The 18,196-nt window shown below is 71.0% G+C and carries 18 protein-coding genes; 8 read left to right on the plus strand and 10 right to left on the minus strand.

Going from position 1 to position 18,196, the window contains the following annotated elements; genetic code table 11:
• Window positions 1-638: 638 nt before the first annotated feature.
• Window positions 639-3,917 carry a S8 family peptidase gene (locus ACWC1K_RS11650; RefSeq protein ID WP_450830500.1) on the plus strand — a complete coding sequence of 1,093 codons (3,279 nt, stop codon included), beginning with the start codon at window positions 639-641 and terminating at the stop codon, window positions 3,915-3,917.
• Window positions 3,918-4,112: 195 nt separating this feature from the next.
• Here the strand turns inward: ACWC1K_RS11650 and ACWC1K_RS11655 are convergent, their stop codons facing one another.
• Genes ACWC1K_RS11655 through ACWC1K_RS11665 form a run of 3 tightly spaced genes read right to left on the minus strand, consistent with a single transcriptional unit; the run spans window position 4,113 to window position 5,833 of the window.
• Complete coding sequence (locus ACWC1K_RS11655; RefSeq protein WP_450830502.1) at window positions 4,113-4,364, minus strand: hypothetical protein; 252 nt, start codon at window positions 4,362-4,364, stop codon at window positions 4,113-4,115.
• 3 nt (window positions 4,365-4,367) lie between these two features.
• Window positions 4,368-5,504: a WXG100-like domain-containing protein gene (locus ACWC1K_RS11660; RefSeq protein ID WP_450830504.1), complete on the minus strand. Its 1,137-nt coding sequence runs from the start codon at window positions 5,502-5,504 to the stop codon at window positions 4,368-4,370.
• Window positions 5,501-5,833: a WXG100 family type VII secretion target gene (locus ACWC1K_RS11665; RefSeq protein WP_450830506.1), complete on the minus strand. Its 333-nt coding sequence runs from the start codon at window positions 5,831-5,833 to the stop codon at window positions 5,501-5,503. Before ACWC1K_RS11665 ends, ACWC1K_RS11660 begins: the two co-directional genes overlap by 4 nt.
• 252 nt (window positions 5,834-6,085) lie before the next feature.
• On the opposite strand from ACWC1K_RS11665, the gene ACWC1K_RS11670 reads away from it, so the two are divergent.
• Window positions 6,086-6,433 (plus strand): DUF1330 domain-containing protein, encoded by a 348-nt coding sequence (locus ACWC1K_RS11670; protein ID WP_450830508.1) that lies wholly within the window; start codon window positions 6,086-6,088, stop codon window positions 6,431-6,433.
• A gap of 28 nt (window positions 6,434-6,461) precedes the next feature.
• Here ACWC1K_RS11670 and ACWC1K_RS11675 read toward each other — a convergent pair whose 3' ends face one another.
• Window positions 6,462-7,655: a thiolase C-terminal domain-containing protein gene (locus tag ACWC1K_RS11675; protein WP_450830510.1), complete on the minus strand. Its 1,194-nt coding sequence runs from the start codon at window positions 7,653-7,655 to the stop codon at window positions 6,462-6,464.
• 88 nt (window positions 7,656-7,743) lie between these two features.
• Between ACWC1K_RS11675 and ACWC1K_RS11680 the strand changes: the two genes are divergently transcribed.
• Both ACWC1K_RS11680 and ACWC1K_RS11685 read left to right on the plus strand, forming a co-directional pair.
• A complete protein-coding gene (locus ACWC1K_RS11680) occupies window positions 7,744-8,934 on the plus strand; it encodes an acyl-CoA dehydrogenase family protein (protein WP_450830512.1) in 1,191 nt (396 codons plus the stop codon).
• Window positions 8,931-9,395, plus strand: coding sequence for a nitroreductase family deazaflavin-dependent oxidoreductase (locus ACWC1K_RS11685; RefSeq protein WP_450760165.1), 465 nt, complete (start codon window positions 8,931-8,933; stop codon window positions 9,393-9,395). The genes ACWC1K_RS11680 and ACWC1K_RS11685 overlap by 4 nt, the downstream gene beginning before the upstream one ends.
• A gap of 6 nt (window positions 9,396-9,401) precedes the next feature.
• On the opposite strand, the gene ACWC1K_RS11690 is transcribed toward ACWC1K_RS11685, so the two are convergent.
• Window positions 9,402-9,680: a hypothetical protein gene (locus ACWC1K_RS11690; RefSeq protein WP_450830515.1), complete on the minus strand. Its 279-nt coding sequence runs from the start codon at window positions 9,678-9,680 to the stop codon at window positions 9,402-9,404.
• Window positions 9,681-9,752: 72 nt separating this feature from the next.
• Window positions 9,753-10,373 (minus strand): LysE family translocator, encoded by a 621-nt coding sequence (locus ACWC1K_RS11695; protein WP_450830517.1) that lies wholly within the window; start codon window positions 10,371-10,373, stop codon window positions 9,753-9,755.
• Between the two features lie 82 nt (window positions 10,374-10,455).
• Between ACWC1K_RS11695 and ACWC1K_RS11700 the strand changes: the two genes are divergently transcribed.
• On the plus strand, window positions 10,456-10,908 hold the full coding sequence (locus tag ACWC1K_RS11700) for an Lrp/AsnC family transcriptional regulator (protein WP_450830519.1): 453 nt from the start codon (window positions 10,456-10,458) through the stop codon (window positions 10,906-10,908).
• Window positions 10,909-11,004: 96 nt separating this feature from the next.
• Here ACWC1K_RS11700 and ACWC1K_RS11705 read toward each other — a convergent pair whose 3' ends face one another.
• A complete protein-coding gene (locus ACWC1K_RS11705; RefSeq protein WP_123970478.1) occupies window positions 11,005-11,640 on the minus strand; it encodes a TetR family transcriptional regulator in 636 nt (211 codons plus the stop codon).
• Between the two features lie 135 nt (window positions 11,641-11,775).
• Here ACWC1K_RS11705 and ACWC1K_RS11710 point away from each other — a divergent pair, with 135 nt between their 5' ends.
• From ACWC1K_RS11710 to ACWC1K_RS11720, 3 genes are all read left to right on the plus strand, one after another.
• Window positions 11,776-12,522: a VOC family protein gene (locus ACWC1K_RS11710; RefSeq protein WP_450830521.1), complete on the plus strand. Its 747-nt coding sequence runs from the start codon at window positions 11,776-11,778 to the stop codon at window positions 12,520-12,522.
• A 210-nt stretch (window positions 12,523-12,732) separates the two neighbouring features.
• Entirely contained in the window at window positions 12,733-15,093 is a 2,361-nt protein-coding gene (locus ACWC1K_RS11715; RefSeq protein ID WP_450830523.1) for an outer membrane protein assembly factor BamB family protein, read from the plus strand.
• 134 nt (window positions 15,094-15,227) lie between these two features.
• Window positions 15,228-15,719, plus strand: a complete 492-nt coding sequence (locus ACWC1K_RS11720; protein ID WP_450830525.1) for a hypothetical protein — start codon at window positions 15,228-15,230, stop codon at window positions 15,717-15,719.
• A gap of 133 nt (window positions 15,720-15,852) precedes the next feature.
• On the opposite strand, the gene ACWC1K_RS11725 is transcribed toward ACWC1K_RS11720, so the two are convergent.
• From ACWC1K_RS11725 to ACWC1K_RS11735, 3 genes are read right to left on the minus strand one after another with little or no spacing between them, the layout of a single operon-like run.
• The gene (locus tag ACWC1K_RS11725; protein WP_450830527.1) at window positions 15,853-16,623 is read right to left on the minus strand and encodes an enoyl-CoA hydratase/isomerase family protein; all 771 of its coding nucleotides are present in this window, start codon (window positions 16,621-16,623) and stop codon (window positions 15,853-15,855) included.
• Window positions 16,620-17,036 (minus strand): Zn-ribbon domain-containing OB-fold protein, encoded by a 417-nt coding sequence (locus ACWC1K_RS11730; protein ID WP_450830529.1) that lies wholly within the window; start codon window positions 17,034-17,036, stop codon window positions 16,620-16,622. The genes ACWC1K_RS11725 and ACWC1K_RS11730 overlap by 4 nt, the downstream gene beginning before the upstream one ends.
• Window positions 17,037-17,038: 2 nt before the next feature.
• Complete coding sequence (locus tag ACWC1K_RS11735; protein ID WP_450830531.1) at window positions 17,039-18,187, minus strand: lipid-transfer protein; 1,149 nt, start codon at window positions 18,185-18,187, stop codon at window positions 17,039-17,041.
• Window positions 18,188-18,196 lie beyond the last annotated feature (9 nt).

An 18,196-nucleotide genomic window follows, 5' to 3' on the forward strand; every position in this document is an offset into this window, starting at 1 on the left:
TGACCGGCGCGCGCGGATATCGGTCGGCGCACCGGCTTTGATTCCCCGTGCCGGAAAGGCAACTTAGCTACTGACCAGTAGTCAGATGGTCGTGAGGAGTGTAACAGGGATTTCGTGTGCGCCCCGCCGCCCCCCTGGCGCGGCGGGGCGTACGCGTGACCCACGGAGGCCCGCCGAGCACTCGGGCGCCCTCACGTCACTTCAGGAGATTTCATCGAGAAAAAGTCAGCGCGAATCTTCGCTTGGCGTATTTGACATTGCGTCCGGAATGGCGACCGAACCTCCGCCTCGCTCTGCCGTCTCCGACGCGGGCCGGGGTCAGGGCTTCGGCGTAGTCGTATGACGTCCGGTTCGTGGTCGTCCGAGGTCGAGGAGTGCAAGGGGTCGGTAGCGTGGTGCGGGAAACGTACAGATCCCCCCAAAGCGGAACTGCCACCCCCTGCGTTCATTTTACTTTCACGCTCCTTGCACAAGTTACTTCGCCGTCAATTCGGCGCCTGGGAGCGAGCCTTGTTCGCCTTTCCAGAACATTCCTGAATCTTTAATCGCGCTAAATTCTTCCGCCTGCTGTAGGGGACAAGATCGACGCGCGGCCGTCCTCGGGCGGCCCCAACCCCCCACTCCCAGCGGAGAAGTACATGCACAACAGAAGAACGGGCGGAGCCATTGGGCGAGTTGCCCTCACCGGATCGCTCCTGCTGAGCGTTCTCGCCCTGGGTGCCGTTCCCGCGACGGCCGCCCCCGCTCCCGCCTCTGCCGCCACCGGCGGCGGCACGCAGCGTGTCATCGTGCTGATGCGTGATCAGCACCCGGATCTGTCCGCCCGGACGAACGCCGTCCGCCGTGACAAGGCGGTGGCCCAGGACCAGGCACCGATCCTGTCGCTGCTCAGGAACGGCGGTGCGACGCGCGTCAGGCAGCTGAGCCTGGTCAACGCCGTCGCCGCGACACTGAAGCCCTCGGAGATATCCCGGATACGCGCCGACCGGCGGGTGGCCGCCGTCGTACCCGACCTGCCACTGCCACGGCCTCGACAGCACACCGCCGCCGCCAACACCCCCGCGGCGGGCTCCTCGTCCGGCACGACCTCCGCGGCCTGTCCCAAGGATCCGAAGCACCCCATCGTCGAGCCGGAGGCCCTGTCGCTGACGAAGACCGACGCCGCCCAGAAGCGGGCCACCGGCAAGGGCGTGAAGGTCGCCTTCATGGCCGACGGCATCGACGTCGACAACCCGGAGTTCATCCGCCCCGACGGCAGCCATGTGATCACCGACTACGAGGACTTCACCGGCGAGGGCACGCACGGGAGCACCAGCGGCGGAGAGGGGTTCGGTGACGCCAGTTCCCTCGCCGCACAGGGCAGCCGGACGTACGACCTGGCGGAACAACTGCCCTACTCCACCAAGGTGCCCAAGGGCTGCACCTTCCGTATCCGCGGCTTCGCGCCGGACGCGGAGCTGATGAGCCTTCAGGTCTACGGCGGGAAGGCCGCCGCCCTCATGTCCGGTTTCGTCCAGGCCGTCCAGTACGCCGTCGAGCACCACGCCGACGTCATCAACCAGTCCTTCGGCTGGAATTACTACCCGGACCCGGCCACCGACCCGGTCCGGCTGGCCGACCGTGCCGCCGTCGCCGCAGGTGTCACGGTCGTCGCCGCCACCGGTGACTCCGGCCCCTCCGGCACCATCGGCTCCCCGGCCGGCGACCCGGACGTGATCAGCGTCGGGGGCACCACCGCGTTGCGGCTGGCGGCCCGCGGCTACGGCTACCCCGGCTGGACCAGCGACAACATCGCCGCCCTGTCCTCCGGCGGCACCACGCTCGGCAACAAGCTGGTCGACCTGGTCGCGCCGGGCGTCAGCGGCATGGCCGCCTGCACCCCCGGCCCGCGCTGGACGGCCTGCTCGCAGCCGACCCTGATGTTCGGCGGTACGAGCCAGTCGGCCCCCTTCGTGGCGGGCGCGGCGGCCGACGTCATCCAGGTGTACGAGGCCACGCACGACGGTGCCCGCCCCGCACCCGGCCTGGTCAAGCGGCTGCTGACCGGTACCACCACCGACCTGCGCGTCCCCGCCGACGAGCAGGGCGCCGGGCTGCTGAACACCGACGCCGCCGTCCGTGCGGCCCGCGTCACCGGGGGCAGCGCAGACAGCGCTGCCCTGGTCCCCTCGGCCGGGCAGCTGGACCTCAGCGGCCGTCCGGGCACCACCCGGCACACCACGGTGACGCTGACCAACACCGCGAACCGGCCCCAGAAGGTCACCATGACCTCCCGTACCCTCGGCTCGACGACGTTCCGTTCCGAACGCACCGTCACCGTCGGCGCACCGCTGGGCGACACCCCCCTCGGCCGGCTCGCGGTCAAGCCGTTCACCGTCCGGGTCCCGAAGGGCACTCCCTATCTGAGCCTGACCACGGCCTGGCCGGGCAAGGACGGGCAGGGTTACCTCATCCCGGTCCTGTCCGACCCCAAGGGCCGGCTGGTACAGCTCGGCTACGACTACGGCGGCAGCGGCCACAGCAACCACCAGTACGTCGACGTGCACGACCCGGTGCCTGGCGTCTGGACCGTCAAGATGGTCTGGAACTACAGCGCGAACGGTCTCCAGTACGCGAATGACAAGCCCGGCACCTACCGCGGCCCCCTGCACATCCAGGTCACCGGCCACCGCTGGACCTCGGCGGGCGTGACCGCGCGGACCAGGACCGTCCCGGCGGGCGGCACGGCCACCTTCCCCGTGAACGTGCCGATTCCGCGCCCGGCGGGTGACACGCCGTTCTCCCTCCAGTTCGCCTCGGACACCGGTACGCACCTGTCGCTGCCGGTGGCGCGGCGGACCCTGCTCGCGGTCGACCCCGCACCCGGCCGCAGCACCACGTTCACCACCCGGATCACCGGCGGTGTGGGCCGCGACGCGGGCCAGGCCAACGGCTACTACCTCGATGTCCCGGCCGGCCACCGCAACCTGACGGTCGACCTCACCGCGCAGGACGCGGACACCGAGCTCAACTACTACCTGATCAGCCCCCAGCAGCAGATCATCGCCCGCGACGCCAACCGCACCTACGGGAGGACGCCGGCCCCCACCAAGTACGCGAGCCTCACCGTCAACCGGCCCGCCGCGGGCCGCTGGACGCTGATCGTCGCCCTCCCCAACCCTGTCAGCGGCAACGAGTTCAGCGAACAGGTCACCGGCCGCGTCCGCCTCGACGCCCCCGTCACCGTGAGCGCCCCGGGCCTGCCGAACAGCCCGGCCCGCGTCATCAAGCAGGGCAGCAAGCTCAAGGTCACGGTGCGGATGCCCAACCCGGGACCGGCGGAGCGGTCCTACTTCCTCGACCCGCGCCTCGCCGCCTCGGCCGACGTCGTCCTCCGGGAGCCGGACGGCAAGACCACGGTCCCCGTGGGCGGCTACAGCACCTACTGGTGGGTTCCCACGCACACCACGGCCCTGAGGGCCACGGTCACCGCGGACATTCCCGTGGACACGTCGCTCCGTCCCTGGAACGGCGAACCCGAGGTCCTGGGCGCACCGGGGCCCGACGGATCGGGGGTGGCCACGGCCACCGCCGACCAACTGGCATCGGGAGTCTGGTACGTGGGCGTCTCGGCGCCCGGCCCGTTCACGGACTCCACCGCGCCCACGGGCACCGCCAAGGTGACCGTGACCGCCACCACCCAGCCCATCGATACCGCGGCCCATGCCTCGACGGGATCGTTCTGGGACTTCACCGGGGACTACACCCCGCTCTCCGTCGCGGCGGGCAAGACGGGCACGATGACCCTCACCCTCACCCCGACGGCCCCCGTCGGCACGGTCGTTCACGGGATCCTCTACGTGGACAACGACACGGCCATGGGCAGCGGGCAGGGCTCAGAGATCACCGGCATCCCGTACACGTACACCGTCGGCTGACCCAGCCGTCCACCGACACGACCGTCGGCCGGCCCCTGAGGGTCGGCCGACGGTCTTGGTCGCGGGCGTTGTCGCGGAGGCCGGCCGCGATGTTCTGGGGTTCGGGGTCCAGGTGGCCGCAAGCCTCACGTCGCCCACACTTCACCCGTCCGCTACGGGAGCGGTCCGAGGCGAAGGTCGCGCGGTGTCACGCGGTCACCACAGCCACACGCCAAGGGCGACGACAGCAAGGCCGATCGTGATGGTCACCGGCCCGATCGCGTAACCGGCCCACTTCCTTCGGCCTACGAGGTCCCGCACACCGATGGACAAGGCTCCACCGACAAGGACGATCACGAACCCCGCGAGCACGACGAGCGCCGCAAAGAAGGGGAGCCAGCCGGGGTCGTAGTTCGGGTTGTTGTGTGCGACCCCGGCAAGGATCACGCCCTCCAGCTCACCGTGCACGAATCACTCGCTCGCTTTCTCGGCGTCCTTGACCAGCTCCTGGGCATCCGACTCGATGCCGGAGCCCGCCGCGTAGACCGCCGTGTTGAGGCCGGTGCCTGCGGAGTTCTTGTACGCGGCGTCGGCGAGCCTGCCCCGGTCGCTGAGGTGTTCGCCGCCGAGGCTGCCGTTTTCCTCCATGTGGTGGAAGCGGGCGTCGTTGGCGGCGTTTCCGGTCGCTCCGGTCAGCGCGTTCGTCGCCGCGTCCCATCCGATCGTCGCGCCGTCCTGGCGGTTCCACACGTCGGCCGTGAGGCCACCGCTGATGTTGCCCAGTGAGCCGTTGACCGCGCTGCCGGCCCTGCCCTCGCCGCTGAGGACCTTGCCGACCGCGCCCGTCAGGTTGGCGCCCTCGGCCAGCGCCCCGCCGCCCGCGGTGAATGCGGCCGTGCCCAGGGCCTCCTTGCCGCCGGTGGAGAAATCCTTGCCCACCGTGATCGGCTGCCCCGTGAGTGCCTGGTTGAGCATCGCGCTGCCCGAGTCCGCCACGAAGTTCGTGACGAAGCTCTCGGCGCCCTTCTTGAGGAACTTCGCGGCGAACTCGGCCACCTTCGCCAGCCTCGCCGCCCCCGCCTCGCTGAGCGCACCGAACCGCTCCAGCAGCGCCGCCACCTTCTCCGCAGCCGATGTGAACAGCTTCACCAGGTCGACGATCTTGGCGACCCGGGTGGCCACGGCCGTGTTCGCGACGAGGTCGGAGAGGAAGCCGGTGAAGAAGGAGAGCGCGGCGCCGGCGATCTCCATCTCGGCGATCTCGACGCAGATGTCGATGATCTCCTCGTTGATCTTGTCGATCTCGTCGGCGTACGCCCGCAGCCCGTCGGCCACCTGGTGGAAGTTGTGGGCGACGTCGTCGATGACGCGCTTCTGCTCCGCCCAGTGCTTCTCGAAGGCGTCGCGGGCCTCGCCGTGCCAGCCCTGCTTGTCGACGCCCTGGATCTGCACGTCGAGGGCGTGGGCGACCTCTGTCAGCTCGTTGCCCATGGTGTCCCAGGCGCCGGCGATCGTGCGGAGCGTGTCGCCGTTGCCGCCGGGGAGCTCCACTCCGCAAGCCTGGAGGATGTCCAGAACCTTGCCGTCGATCCAGCTGTTGATGCTCACGCCGGGCCTCCCGTGGGCCGGGTCGCGGCGCGGAGGTGGTCGATGGCGGTCTGGTCCGAGTTCTTGTAGTTGGTGGCGTTGAGACGCAGGCGGTCGGCGTCGCTGGTGAGCACCCCGGGCAGTTGCCCGAGCGCCTTGAGGGTGCCGGTCAGCAGCGTCTGGTACTTCTGCGACGCACCGTCGCAGGCACCGAGCAGGCCGAAGGCCTCTCCGATCTGGGACGCGGTCGCCGCGAAGGCGTCGATCGGCTTCGCCAGGTCCTTCGCTTCCCTGTCGAACTTCCCGGCAAGCTGGTCCAGCGTGTCCGGGTCGACACCGAACTGGCTCATTCTCGCTCCCCCGTTGTTGAGTACCTGAGCAGAGACCAGCAGTACCGGAGGCGGTGATCCGCCGGGAAGGGCTGTTTGCGGGTTCAAAAGGACTGTTTGCGGGATCAAGACGCGACGATGACGCGCCCTTTGGCCGGCTTCCTGCGGGGCGCAGCCGGGCCGCTTACCTGTGAGGTCATCGACCCCGAGATCTCGTCCTGCCACGATCGTCTGCATACGGACCCCGACCGACCGGAAGGACGGCAACACGCCATGACGGCCTACGCCATAGCCCACCTGCAGGAAGCCGCCCCGCACCCGGAGATCGCCGAGTACATCGAGCGGATCTCCGGCACCTTCGAGCCCTACGGCGGCCGTTTCCTGGTGCACGCCACGCAGCACGAGGTGAAGGAGGGCGGCTGGCCCGGGCACGTGGTGGTGATCGGTTTTCCCGGGATCGCCGAGGCGCGGGCCTGGTGGGACTCGCCCGCGTACCAGGAGATCGCGCCGTTGCGCTCGCGACACATCGCCGGCGACATCATCCTGGTCGACGGCGTTCCCGGGGACTACGACCCCGCCTCCACCGCACGTGCGATGCGGGAGGCCCTGCCTGCCCAGTAGGCCCTGTCGTTTGGATCAGGTCGGCCGATCACCTGCCGAGGACCACCGTCCCGGAGGAGCAGAACCAGCCCCCGGTGCCCGAGGCCACCCCCAGCCGCGGCAACTCCCCGTCGGACGCCCGAACTTGCCGCGCGCCCGCCTCTCCCCGCAGTTGTCGTACCGCCTCCACCAGGAGGAACAACCCCCGCATCCCCGGGTGTTGGGCCGACAGCCCGCCGCCGTCGGTGTTCACGGGCAGCTCCCCGCCCTCGACCCTCAGCCGCCCCTTCTCCACGAACGCCCCGCCCTCCCCCTTCCCGCAGAACCCGAGATCCTCGAGCGTCACCAGCGTCATGTAGGTGAACGCGTCGTAGATCTGCGCGAAGTCCATTTCCGAAGGCCCCACCCCGGCCCGCTCGAACGCCAGCCGCCCGCTCACCGCCGCCGGCGACACCGTGAAGTCGGGCCACTCGGACATGGCGGCGTGCGAGACGTGCTCCCCGGTGCCGAGCACCCAGACCGGAGCGGTACGGCAGTCGCGTACGTACTCCTCGGCGGCCAGCAGCACCGCCGCCCCGCCGTCGGAACGTATGCAGCAGTGCAGCTTGGTGAAGGGATCCGCGATCATCGGGCCGGACAGCACCTCGTCCACGGTGACCGGCGTGCGGAACATCGCCTCCGGGTTCAGCGCGGCATTCGCCCTCGCCTGGACGGCGACGGACGCCAACTGCTCGATGGTCGTGCCGTGTTCGATCATGTGACGGCGGGCCGCCATCGCGTACTTGGCGATCAGCGTGTGGCCGTACGGCACCTCGAACTGGAGCGGGCCCCGCGCGCCGAAGGAGAGGTCGCCGGTGCGGCGGCCCGCCTTGATGTCCGCGCGGGCCGTCGAGCCGTACGCCAGCAGGACCGCGTTCGCGTGCCCCGCCGCGATCGCGTCCGCCGCGTGGGCCGCCATCACCTCCCAGGTCGAACCCCCGACCGCCGTGGAGTCGACCCAGGTGGGGCGCAGACCCAGGTACTCGGCCACCTCGACGGGAGCGAGGGTGCCCGTGCCCGCCGACGCGAAGCCGTCCACCACCTCACGGGCCAGCCCCGCGTCGGCCAGTGCGCGGCGGGCCGCCTGGGCGTGCAGGGTGTACGGGGTCGCGTCGTCCACGCGGCCGCAGTCGGAGAGGGCGACGCCGACCACGGCGACCTTCCGGCTCCGGGGCGTCGACCGGTGTGTCGTCGGGGGAGTCATGAGCGGCCTCCTGCCTCTGTGCATATCGCTGCTCCGCTCCTAATATGACGGACCGTCAGATACCGAGGGAAGAGAGTGGGGGAGAGCCATGGACGCCGGCTTCACGGCCGAGCAGGACGGGATCCGCCGCACCCTGCGCGAACTGCTCCGCAAACGCTGCGGCCCCGAGGAGCTGCGCGCCGCCCTCGACACCCCCGCCGGACACGACCCGACCCTGTGGACCGCGCTCGCCGACCGGCTCGGCCTGCCCGGACTCGCCCTCCCGGAGGCGTACGGCGGAATCGGCTGCTCGGCGGCCGAACTCGCCCTGGCGGCAGAGGAGCCGGGCAGGGCCCTCGCCCCCTCCCCGCTGCTGGCGACCTGTGTGCTCGCCGCACCCCTGATCCTCGCCCTCGGCACCGACACCCAGCGCGCCGCCCTGCTGCCCCGCATCGCCGACGGCACCCTGACGGCCGCCCTCGCCGTCCCGGGCGCCGCCCTCGCCACCGCCCTCGCCCTCACCGGCACGGGCGCCGGCGACTGGGCGGGCGGGGGGCGCGCGGGAGGCGTGCAGGCCAGGCGGGCGGGCGACGGCTGGCGGCTGTACGGACAGGTCGACCAGGTACTGGACGGCCACAGCGCGCAGCTCCTGCTGGTCGCCGCCCACACCGGCGGCTTCGCCCGCTCGCGCACCCTCCTCTTCCTCGTGACGGGGGACGCGGCCGGACTCGTCCGCGTACGGCAGACCGCGCTCGACGCGACCCGCCCGCAGGCGCGGGTCCAACTACGGGACGTGGAAGCAGAGTTGCTGGGCGCGGAAGACGGGGATGAGGTTCTCACGGCCCTGTCCGCGGTGGGTGACACGGCCGCCGCCGTGCTGGCCTGCGAAGCCGTCGGGGCCGCGGACCACGCGCTGGAGCGGACCGTCGCATACGCGAAACAGCGCGAGCAGTTCGGCAGGGCGATCGGCTCCTTCCAGGCGGTGAAACACCGGCTGGCCGACGTGTACGTCCAGGTCCAGGCGGCGCGCTCGGCCGCCTACTACGCCGCCTGGGCCGCCGCTCACGGTGAGCGCGTGGGAGGGCTCGCCCTCGCGCAGGCCCTTGAGGCGCTGCGCGCCGCCGCAGCCGAGGGGATCCAGTTGCACGGCGGCATCGGTTTCACCTGGGAGCACGAGGCGCATCTGTACTTCAAGCGCGCCGCGGGCGACGAGCTGCTGTTCGGGCCGGTACACCGGCTGCGGGCGCACGCCGCCGACGGGGCGCACCTTTTCGAACAGGGCCGGGGGGTGGCGGTGTGATCGGCGAACGGCTGGTGCAGAAGGTGTCCTCGACGAGGGGCTTCGCGAAGGTGGCGCCGCACGTGGTGCCGAGGCTCGACAGGGCCGTACACCGGCTGACGCGCGGAAAGTACCTGCTCAGTGCGCAGATGCTGCCCGGAGTGATCCTGACGACCACGGGTGCGCGCAGCGGCCTCCCACGTCGTACGCCCCTCGCCTGCATGCCCGAGGAGGGCGGCTGGCTCCTCATCGGCTCCAACTTCGGCCGCACCGACCACCCCGCCTGGACCCACAACCTCCTCGCCCGTCCCGACGCCGAGATCAGCTGGAAGGGCCAGGACATCCCGGTCACGGCCCGGCTGCTGGAGGGTGAGGAGAGGGCGGCGGCCTGGAAGGCGTTGTTGGCCTTCTGGCCGCCGTATGCGACGTATCAGGCTCGGGTGGAGCGGGAGATACGGGTGTTCAGGGTGGTGCGGAGGTAGTCGGTGTCAGCGGGACGACTGGTTGTGGGTGCAGGCCACGTCGTACTGAGAGACTGCGTTGTCGCTACCGGCGTGGGCGGAGCCTGGGCCGGAACCGGCGTAGTGGAGGTCGGCAGTGCCGCCGGAGAAGGCTGAGCCGGGGGCGCTGGCGGAGTTTCCAGGAGGGGTGGCGGGGTGGATGTCCTCGCAGGACGCGTTGGGCTGGCCGGCGAAGGCGACGCCCGCGCCTCCGGCCATCAGAGCCACCGAGGCCACACCGACGGCCGCACGCTTCAGGAGGTTCATGATCGCCTCTCCTTTCGCGGAGTACGTACCCATACGTACGCAAACCGGGCGCGGAGTGTTCAATGAGCTGAGCTACAACGTCGCCAACCGCTGCACCAGCAAAAACGCCCCGATCCCCAGCATCGCCGCCCCCGAGGTCCGCGTCACCGCGCGGGCCGCTGACGGGCGGGTGCCCAGGACCGCTCGGGCGCCCAGCCCCACCGTGAGGTAGACGGCCGCACAGCACGCCATGTGGAGCAGGCCGAGGGTGGCGGTCTGGACGGGGACCGGCAGGCTCCCGTGGGTGGTCAGGAACTGCGGCAGGACCGACAGGTACAGCAGTAGCCCCTTCGGGTTCAGACCGCTGATCGTCGCGCCGCGCAGGAAGACGCGGGCCCGGGAGGCTCCGGCGGGCTCGTCCGTCGCGCCGGGGGTGCCCGGGCGGCGCAGCACTCCCCAGCCCAGCCACACCAGATACCCGGCCCCCGCGACGGTCAGCGCGGTCAGCAGCCGTGGCTCGCCCGCCACCAGTACCGCCAGTCCCGCCACCGCCAGCATCGTGTGCACCGCGTACCCGGCGACCAGACCGCCCACCGCCCACCCGACGGAGCGGCCCCGGAGTCCGGCCGAGATCGCGTACGCCCAGTCGGCACCCGGCACGCACACCAGCAGGAGATCGAGGGCGAGGAAGGAAAGCAGTAGTCGGGTGTCCATGTGAGGGACATTAGGCGCGATGGGCCCGAATGTGTTTCTGGATTTTGCTCGATGTCGGGCTGCCTGTGGAAAGATCTGCCTCATGGACGACGTTGATCGCAAAATCCTTTCCGAGCTGCAGCAGGACGGGCGGCTGACCGTGACCGAGCTGGCCGGGCGGGTGCGGCTGAGTGTCTCGCCCTGTCACCGGCGGCTGCGGGAGCTGGAGCGGTCGGGGGCGATCAGCGGGTACCGGGCGGTGGTGGACCCGGCCGCGGTGGGGCTGACCTTCGAGGCGCTGGTCTTCGTGTCCATGCGGCAGGAGGACCGGGACACGGTCGCCGGGTTCGAGCGGGCCCTCGTGGACATCCCCCATGTCCTGGACGCGCAGCGGCTGTTCGGGGAGCCCGACTATCTGCTGCGGGTGGCCACCGCCGACCTCGCCGCCTTCCAGCGGCTGTACGACGAGCGGCTGGCGACGCTGCCGGGAGTGCAGCGGCTGACCTCGACGCTGGTGATGAAGCACGTGGTGCGGGACCGTCCGCTGCCCGCATAGCGCAGCAGGCGGCGGCTCACCGTCGGGTGAACCACCGCCTGCCAGACAGGACTTGGGCCTCGGGAAAGAGACGCGAAAAGAGATCCTCGGCGAGATCTATTTCGTCGGCTTCTTGCCGGTCACGCCCAGGTGCACCAACAGCGCCAGATTCGGCTTGAGTTCAGCCTGCTTGACGCCCCACGTCTGGAATCCCTTCTGGTGCGAGGCGACCGCCGCGAGCATCGCGACCAGTGAACCGGCGACCGCCGCCGGGTTCACGTCCTTGTCGACCCTTCCCTTCGACTGCAGTTCGGTGATCGAGTCGGTGAGGGAGTTGTTCACCGAGTTCAGGATCTTCATGCGGATCTTGTAGAACCGTTTGTCGCCCTCGGCCGCACCGAGGTCGACGACGCGCAGGATCGCGTCGTTCTTGCGCCAGAACTCGAGGAAGCCGTCCACGAGTTCCTGCGCGGTCTGCCAGCCGGCCTTGCCGACCCAGGAGCGGCCCTCCAGGAGCGCGGTCAACTGACCGCCCTCGGTGGCCATTTGCTCCGCGATTTCCAGGACGGCGCCCTCGACGTCCGGGAAGTACTGGTAGAAGGTCGCGGGCGAAGTCCCCGCTTTCCGGGCGACATCGATGACTTTGACGTCCCGGTAAGGGGAGGAGCTGAGCATCTCGCTGAGGCAGTCGAGCAGCTTCTGCCGGGTCGCCTGCCCACGCCGGCCGGCCACGCGGCCGTCGACGGTACGCACTTGTCCTGTCATGTCGTCAGCTTACCGAGGGGTGATGGGAGCGCGATTCGGCCGACTGCAAATGGGGTGCACGAGAGGGCGGAGGCTGGTGTGCCTGGTCCTGCGGGGTGCGTGAGTCGCCGTTAGTTTGGCGGTATGGCCGAAAACAGGGCATCCGCGTACGGAGAGGGCGTCCCGTGCTGGGTGGACGCGCAGCTTCCCGATGTGGAGGCGGGCAAGCGGTTCTACGGCGAGCTCTTCGGGTGGACCTTCGAGGACCGGCCGGAGGTGCCCGGCGGCTTCGTGTGGGCCCGTAAGGAGGGGGAGCCGGTCGCCGCGCTCGCACGCAAGACGGACGGTCGGCTGCCCACCGTGTGGACCGTGTACTTCGCGACGCCGGACGCCGAGGCGCTGGCCGACCGGATCTGGGCGGCCGGCGGGCAGGTCGTCACGGCGCCCACGCCGGTCGCGGAGCTGGGCACGGCCGCGCTGGTCACCGACCCCGAGGGCGCCGTCTTCGGGCTCTGGGAGCCGGGCAGCCACCCCGGCTTCGGTCGGCGGCACGAGCCCGGCACCTTCGCATGGGCCGAGCTGTACGCCCGGGACGTGGAGGTCGCCAACACCTTCTACGGCGATCTCTTCCACGACGCCCTGTTCGGGCCGGAGGCCAGGCCCGACTTCGGGCGGGCGGCCGTCTCGGAGGTCTTCCCGGCCGAGATGCCGCCCCACTTCCTGGTCCACTTCGGCGTAGAAGACTGTGACGCCGCACTCGGGACGGTGAGCCGTCTCGGGGGTCGGATCTGGGCGCCAGTATTCGAGACGTCGTACGGAAGGACGGCCGTCGTCACCGACAATCAGGGGGCGTCGTTCGCGGTGCTGGAACGACGGAAGCAGACCGACTAAAAACTGCTGAAATAGACCGACTGAAACAGATCGTGCGGTGAAACATCCCGTTTTGGGGTGAGGCATCCCGACTCGGTCCCGGGTTCGCAACCGGTGCCCGGGACAGGAAGAATCAGGGTGCGTGCCGCCATGGCGGTGCGGTGGTGAGACGCTGCACGGGGTCGCGTAGAGATGTGACCGGCGCGGCCCGTACGGGGAGGTGGCAGGCAAGTGGTGGATCAGCTGACACAGCACGATCCGCGGCGTATCGGTCCGTTCGAGGTGCTGGGGCGGCTCGGTGCCGGCGGCATGGGGCTGGTCTATCTCGCACGCTCGGCGTCCGGCCGGCGTGTGGCGATCAAGACGGTCCGTACGGAGCTCGCCGAGGACCAGCTGTTCCGCGTCCGCTTCTCGCGCGAGGTGGAGGCCGCCCGGGCCGTCTCCGGCTTCTACACGGCGGCCGTGGTCGACGCCGACGCACGCGCCGCCGTGCCGTGGCTGGCCACCGCGTACGTGCCCGCGCCCTCCCTCGAAGAGATAGTGAACGAGTGCGGGCCGCTCCCGGCCCAGGCGGTGCGCTGGCTGGCGGCGGGTGTGGCCGAGGCGCTCCAGTCGATCCACGGCGCCGGTCTGGTGCACCGGGACCTGAAGCCCTCGAACGTCCTGGTCGTCGAGGACGGCCCCCGGGTGATCGACTTCGGTATCGCCTCCGGAGTCTCGAACACCCGTTTGACGATGACGAACGTGGCGGTGGGTACGCCCGCCTATATGTCGCCGGAGCAGGCGAAGGACTCCCGGTCCGTGACCGGTGCGAGCGACGTGTTCTCGCTCGGCTCCATGCTCGTCTTCGCGGCCACCGGACACCCGCCCTTCCATGGCGCCAACCCGGTCGAGACGGTCTTCATGCTGCTGCGGGAGGGCCCGGACCTGGAGGGCCTCCCGGACGAGCTGCGCCCGCTCATCGAGTCCTGCATGCAGATGGAGGCCACCGCCCGCCCCAACCCGGCCGACCTCCAGGCCCAGCTGGCCCCGCACCTCTTCGGCTCCGGCACCGACGACAGCGGTACGGCCTCGGCCTGGCTGCCCGAGCGGGCGGTGAGCCTGATCGAGGCGCGCCGCAACGGCCGTCCGGCGGCCAAGCCGGGCCAGGGCGGCGGCCGCAGCGGCGGCGGCGCGCGCCCCGCCCCCGTGCCGCCCCCGCCCCCGCACGACCCCGTCGTACCGCCGTCCCCCGTATCCGTCGGCGCCCCCGACACCGGCCCCGTCCGGCTGGCCGGCGCCCAGGTGCCCATCGGGCCGGGGCCGCGGGTCTCCGACGTCCGCGCCGCCGCCGTGAAGGCACCTCCTCCAGAGGCCGCCCTGGCTGCCTCCTGGTCCAAGCCGCGCCCCGGCGTCAACGGCGCCGATCCTGCCGTAGGCCCTGTCGTACCCACGTCGCTGCCCGCGCCCCCGGAGGCCGCGCCAGGCTGGCGTCCCTGGCGTTTCCGCATGTCGAACGATGTGTGGGGCACCCCGTCGGTCTCCGGCGACCTCGTCTACGTCACCTCCTTCGAGGTGCACGCCCTGGACGTGGCGACCGGCCGCCGGCGCTTCAAGACGCGGGACGTGGCCTGGTCGATGGCGGTCGCCGACGGCCGTATCCACGCCTCCGACGGGCCGACGCTGTTCGCCCTGGACTGCCGTGAGGGCGCCGACCTGTGGCGGCTGTCCACGGAGGCCTGGGTGTACTCCCTCAAGGCCGACCGGGGCACGGTCGTCACCGGCACACGCGGCGGCGGCGTCCAGGCCTGGGAGGCCTCGAACGGCCAGAAGCTGTGGGAACTCACCGGGGCGCAGACCGACTTCGAGTCCCCGGAGGCCGGGCCCACCGTCCACGAGGGCACGGCCTACGTCTGGCAGGACGCCCGGCTGCGCGCCCTGGACGCCCGCACCGGCAAGGAGCGCTGGTCCTACCCGATCGGCGACGCGGCCTCCTGCGGCGGCGTGCCGGTACGGGTGACGCACGCCCCGGACGGATACGTGTACGTCTCCGCAGGCACCCGGGTCCTGGCGATCGACGTGGCGAGCGGCCATGTGAGGTGGCACTTCGAGGCCCCCGCGGTCTTCCTCTGCCCGCCCACCTTCGCGCCCGGCCCCGCGGTCACCGGCGGCGGCATCTACCTGGTCGACTACCTCGGCACGGTCTACGCCCTCGACGCCACCGACGGTCGCGACCGCTGGCGCATCGCCACCGAGTCCCGGGCGTCGATCGACCCCGTTCTGGTGGCGGCCGGGCACGTCCACGTCGGCAGCGGCAAGGGCCTGTACACCCTGGACGCGGTCACCGGCACACCCAAGTGGCGCTTCCAGGCGGGCGGCGACATCGTCGGCGCCCCCGCGGTGGCGGAGGGCCGCATCCACTTCGGTTCCACGGACCACCTGCTCTACACCCTGAAGGCCGACGACGGCCGGCTGCGCTGGAAACTCGCGACCGGCGGCGAGATCACCGGCTCCCCGGTCGTGCAGGACGGCGTGGTGTACGCGTGCAGCAAGGACCGCTGTGTGTACGCGCTGGACGCGGAGAAGGGGACGGGGACCGCACGGCCCGCATGAGCCGCTGGTGACGGCCGTCGTACCGGTGTCACGGAAGGGTGTGGACGGCGGCCGTCCCCCTAGACGCTACGCCGGGTGCGCGGGGGGCGCCACGCGGTGACATGGCCGTGACAGTGGTTCGCTACAGTGACGGCGTGAACACACGGGGGCGCACACTCAAGTACACGGCCGTCATCGGGTTCGTGATCCTGTCGCTGACGGGCTTCTCGGGACGGCACCACGGCATCGGCAAGCACCATCACAGCAGCGGCGGGTGCAGCAGCTCGTCACAGGACCACGACACGTCGACGCGCACGACGACCACGACCGGGGGCAGCGGCTCGTACTCGTCCCCGTCCACGGCCGCTTCGCTGTCGCCCGCCATGGCGGTCCTGCTGAAGTGCGCGACCGTGAAGCAGCCGTACGCGACCGTCGAGGTCAGCAACCCGAACAGCACCGCGGGCACCTTCGAGGTCACCGTCACCTTCCGGGACGCCGAGGGCGGTGCCGCCGGAAGCCGGGTCGACCTCGCGAACGTGCCTGCGAGAGGGACGGCGACGGTGAGGGTGAACGTGGGCGGAAGCAACGACCTTGTCGCCCGGATCAAGCACTGCGAGGTGGCAGACCGGGCGCCGGCCGCGAGCTGACGTCCCATCGCCCCCGCCGCCCCTACCCGTTCCCGTCCCTGGGGGCTGCCGCCCCCAGACCCCCGCTTCGGCCTGAACGGCCTCGTCCTCAAACGCCGGACGGGCTGAAAGGATCAGGGGCGGCGGGGGCGAATCAACGCGTTCGGAACGACCTCCTGCGCCCGGCGAACAGCTCCGCCTGCCGTTCCTCCGGCAGGTTCCCGAGTGCGATCAGGTGGGCCGCCTGTGCGAACCCGGCGGCGACGGAGTTCTCCTTCGCCGCCCACAGGGCCCGCACCGTCCCCTGTACGCCGTCCGACGGATACCCGGCGATCACCGTGGCGCAGTCCGTCGCGGCCGCCAACGCCCCACCGGGTTCGGTGAGTTCGGAGACGAGCCCGATGTCGAAGGCCCGTTGCGCGGAGATCCGCTCCGCCGTCCCCATCAGCATCATCCGCGCGACCTCCCCGTGCGGCATCCGCTGTGCCATGAGCACGGACTCGTAGGCGCTGACCATGCCGTACGTGGTGTGCGGGTCGAAGAAGGCGGCGGTGGCGTCGGCGACGACGAAGTCCGACTCCCCGAGCAGATAGAAGGCGCCCCCGCAGGCCATGCCCTGCACGGCGGCGACGACCGGCTTCCACAGGTCGTTCGCCTTGGGGCCGACGCGCAGGAGCGGATCGTCGGCCATGTAGGGGGAATCGGGCTGGGGGACGACGGCGCTCCGGTCGAGGCCCGTGCAGAAGGCGCGCTCACCGGCGCCGGTGAGGACGACCGCGCGCACCGAGTCGTCGAACCGCAACCCCCGCCAGACCGCCTGAAGTTCGTCCCGCATGGCCAGGTCGACGGCGTTGAGCCGCTCGGGCCGGTCGAGGGTGACGACCGCGACGCCGGTGTCCTTGTCGGTCAGCACCTTCACGCTCATGAGCGCTCCGGAACCCACTGAGGAAGACCCTCGCCGCTGAACACCACCTGCACCCGGGCCCCGATCCGGATGCGCCCGGCCGGCACCGAGTCGAGTCGCGCTCCGGCCTCGGCGACGAGGTTGCCGACGAGCCGGATCCGCGGGGCGTCGGTGAGCTCGACGACGATCACGTTGTACGGGGCCTGGTCCGCGTAGTCGGGCAGGAGCGGCGGGTGGGGCACGACGTACGACCAGATACGGCCGTGCCCGGCGACCGCCCGCCATTCGCTCGCGAAGGACTGGCAGTGCGGGCAGCAGGGCCGGGGCGGGAAGCGGGGCTCTCCGCAGTCGGCGCAGGCCTGGACGCGGAGTTCGCCCTGGCGGGCATAGCCCCAGAAGGGGGCGCCGTCGGAGTCGATGACGGGATCGAGCATGGTCAGCTCCTCAGGAGGAGAGCGGAGGTGGGCACACCTTCCCCTGCCGTGACGAGGCAGGTGGCCGCGTCCGGGACCTGGGCGGTGCTGGTGCCGCGGAGCTGCCGTACGCCTTCGTTGATGAGGTTGAACCCGTGGACGTAGGCCTCGCTGAGCCCGCCGCCGCTGGTGTTGAGGGGCAGCCGCCCGCCGATCTCCAGGGCGCCCTGCTCGGTGAAGGCGCCGCCCTCGCCGCGGCCGCAGAAGCCGTAGCCCTCCAGGGAGAGCGGTATGAGCGCGGTGAACGCGTCGTAGATCTCGGCGACATCGACGTCCTGGGGTGTGAAGTCGGCGTGCTTCCACAGGTGCCGGGCGGCGGTCCAGGCGGGGCCGGTGAGGGGGTCGTCGTTCCAGTAGTTGACCATGCCGTGGTGCTGTGCGGGCAGGCCCTGGGCGGCGGAGTGGACGTAGACGGGCCGGTGTCGGCAGTCCCGCGCCCGCTCGGCCGACACGACCACGCACGCCAACGCGCCATCCGTCTCCAGGCAGTTGTCGAAGAGGCAGAGCGGTTCGCTGATCCAGCGGGAGGTCATGTACATCTCGCGGGTCAGGGGCCGCTCGTACATCACCGCGGCGGGGTTCTGGTTGGCCCTGTTCCGGCAGGCGAGGGCGACGTTGAAGAGGTGGTCGCGGGTCGCGCCGTACTCGTGCATGTAGCGGCGCGTCAGCATGGCGATCTCGTCCGCGGGGCGCAGCAGGCCGAAGGGGCGGGTCCACTGGGCGGGGGTGGGCAGCTGGACGGCGGTGTTCTTCCACGGGCGGGGGCCGCTGCCGCGTTTGCGGGACCGCCAGGCGACGCCGACGGTGGCCTGGCAGGAGGTTATGGCGGCGGAGAGATGGGCGACGGTGGCGCAGGAACCGCCGCCCCCGTACCCGACCTTGCTGAAGAAGGTGAGGTCACCGAAGCCGACGGCCTTCGCCAGCTCCACCTCGTCGGTCTCCTCCATGGTGTAGGAGGCGAGCGCGTCGACCTCGCCGGGTGCGATACCCGCGTCGTCCAGGGCGGCGAGGACGGCACGGCAGGCGAGGGTCCGCTCGTCCTCGTCGAGGCGTTTGGCGAAGGGGGTCTGCCCGATGCCGACGATCGCGGTGGCGTCCTTGATTCCGGCCATGCTGGTGCA

The organism is Streptomyces sp. NPDC001492 (assembly GCF_053597275.1).

Excerpts from the sequence above, each read along its gene's own strand:
- ACWC1K_RS11650 (WP_450830500.1), top strand. The coding sequence starts at position 639 with ATGCACAACAGAAGAACGGGCGGAGCCATTGGGCGAGTTGCCCTCACC.
- ACWC1K_RS11665 (WP_450830506.1), bottom strand. The coding sequence starts at position 5,833 with ATGAGCCAGTTCGGTGTCGACCCGGACACGCTGGACCAGCTTGCCGGG.
- ACWC1K_RS11670 (WP_450830508.1), top strand. The coding sequence starts at position 6,086 with ATGACGGCCTACGCCATAGCCCACCTGCAGGAAGCCGCCCCGCACCCG.
- ACWC1K_RS11675 (WP_450830510.1), bottom strand. The coding sequence starts at position 7,655 with ATGACTCCCCCGACGACACACCGGTCGACGCCCCGGAGCCGGAAGGTC.
- ACWC1K_RS11680 (WP_450830512.1), top strand. The coding sequence starts at position 7,744 with ATGGACGCCGGCTTCACGGCCGAGCAGGACGGGATCCGCCGCACCCTG.
- ACWC1K_RS11690 (WP_450830515.1), bottom strand. The coding sequence starts at position 9,680 with ATGAACCTCCTGAAGCGTGCGGCCGTCGGTGTGGCCTCGGTGGCTCTG.
- ACWC1K_RS11695 (WP_450830517.1), bottom strand. The coding sequence starts at position 10,373 with ATGGACACCCGACTACTGCTTTCCTTCCTCGCCCTCGATCTCCTGCTG.
- ACWC1K_RS11700 (WP_450830519.1), top strand. The coding sequence starts at position 10,456 with ATGGACGACGTTGATCGCAAAATCCTTTCCGAGCTGCAGCAGGACGGG.
- ACWC1K_RS11710 (WP_450830521.1), top strand. The coding sequence starts at position 11,776 with ATGGCCGAAAACAGGGCATCCGCGTACGGAGAGGGCGTCCCGTGCTGG.
- ACWC1K_RS11725 (WP_450830527.1), bottom strand. The coding sequence starts at position 16,623 with ATGAGCGTGAAGGTGCTGACCGACAAGGACACCGGCGTCGCGGTCGTC.
- ACWC1K_RS11730 (WP_450830529.1), bottom strand. The coding sequence starts at position 17,036 with ATGCTCGATCCCGTCATCGACTCCGACGGCGCCCCCTTCTGGGGCTAT.
- ACWC1K_RS11735 (WP_450830531.1), bottom strand. The coding sequence starts at position 18,187 with ATGGCCGGAATCAAGGACGCCACCGCGATCGTCGGCATCGGGCAGACC.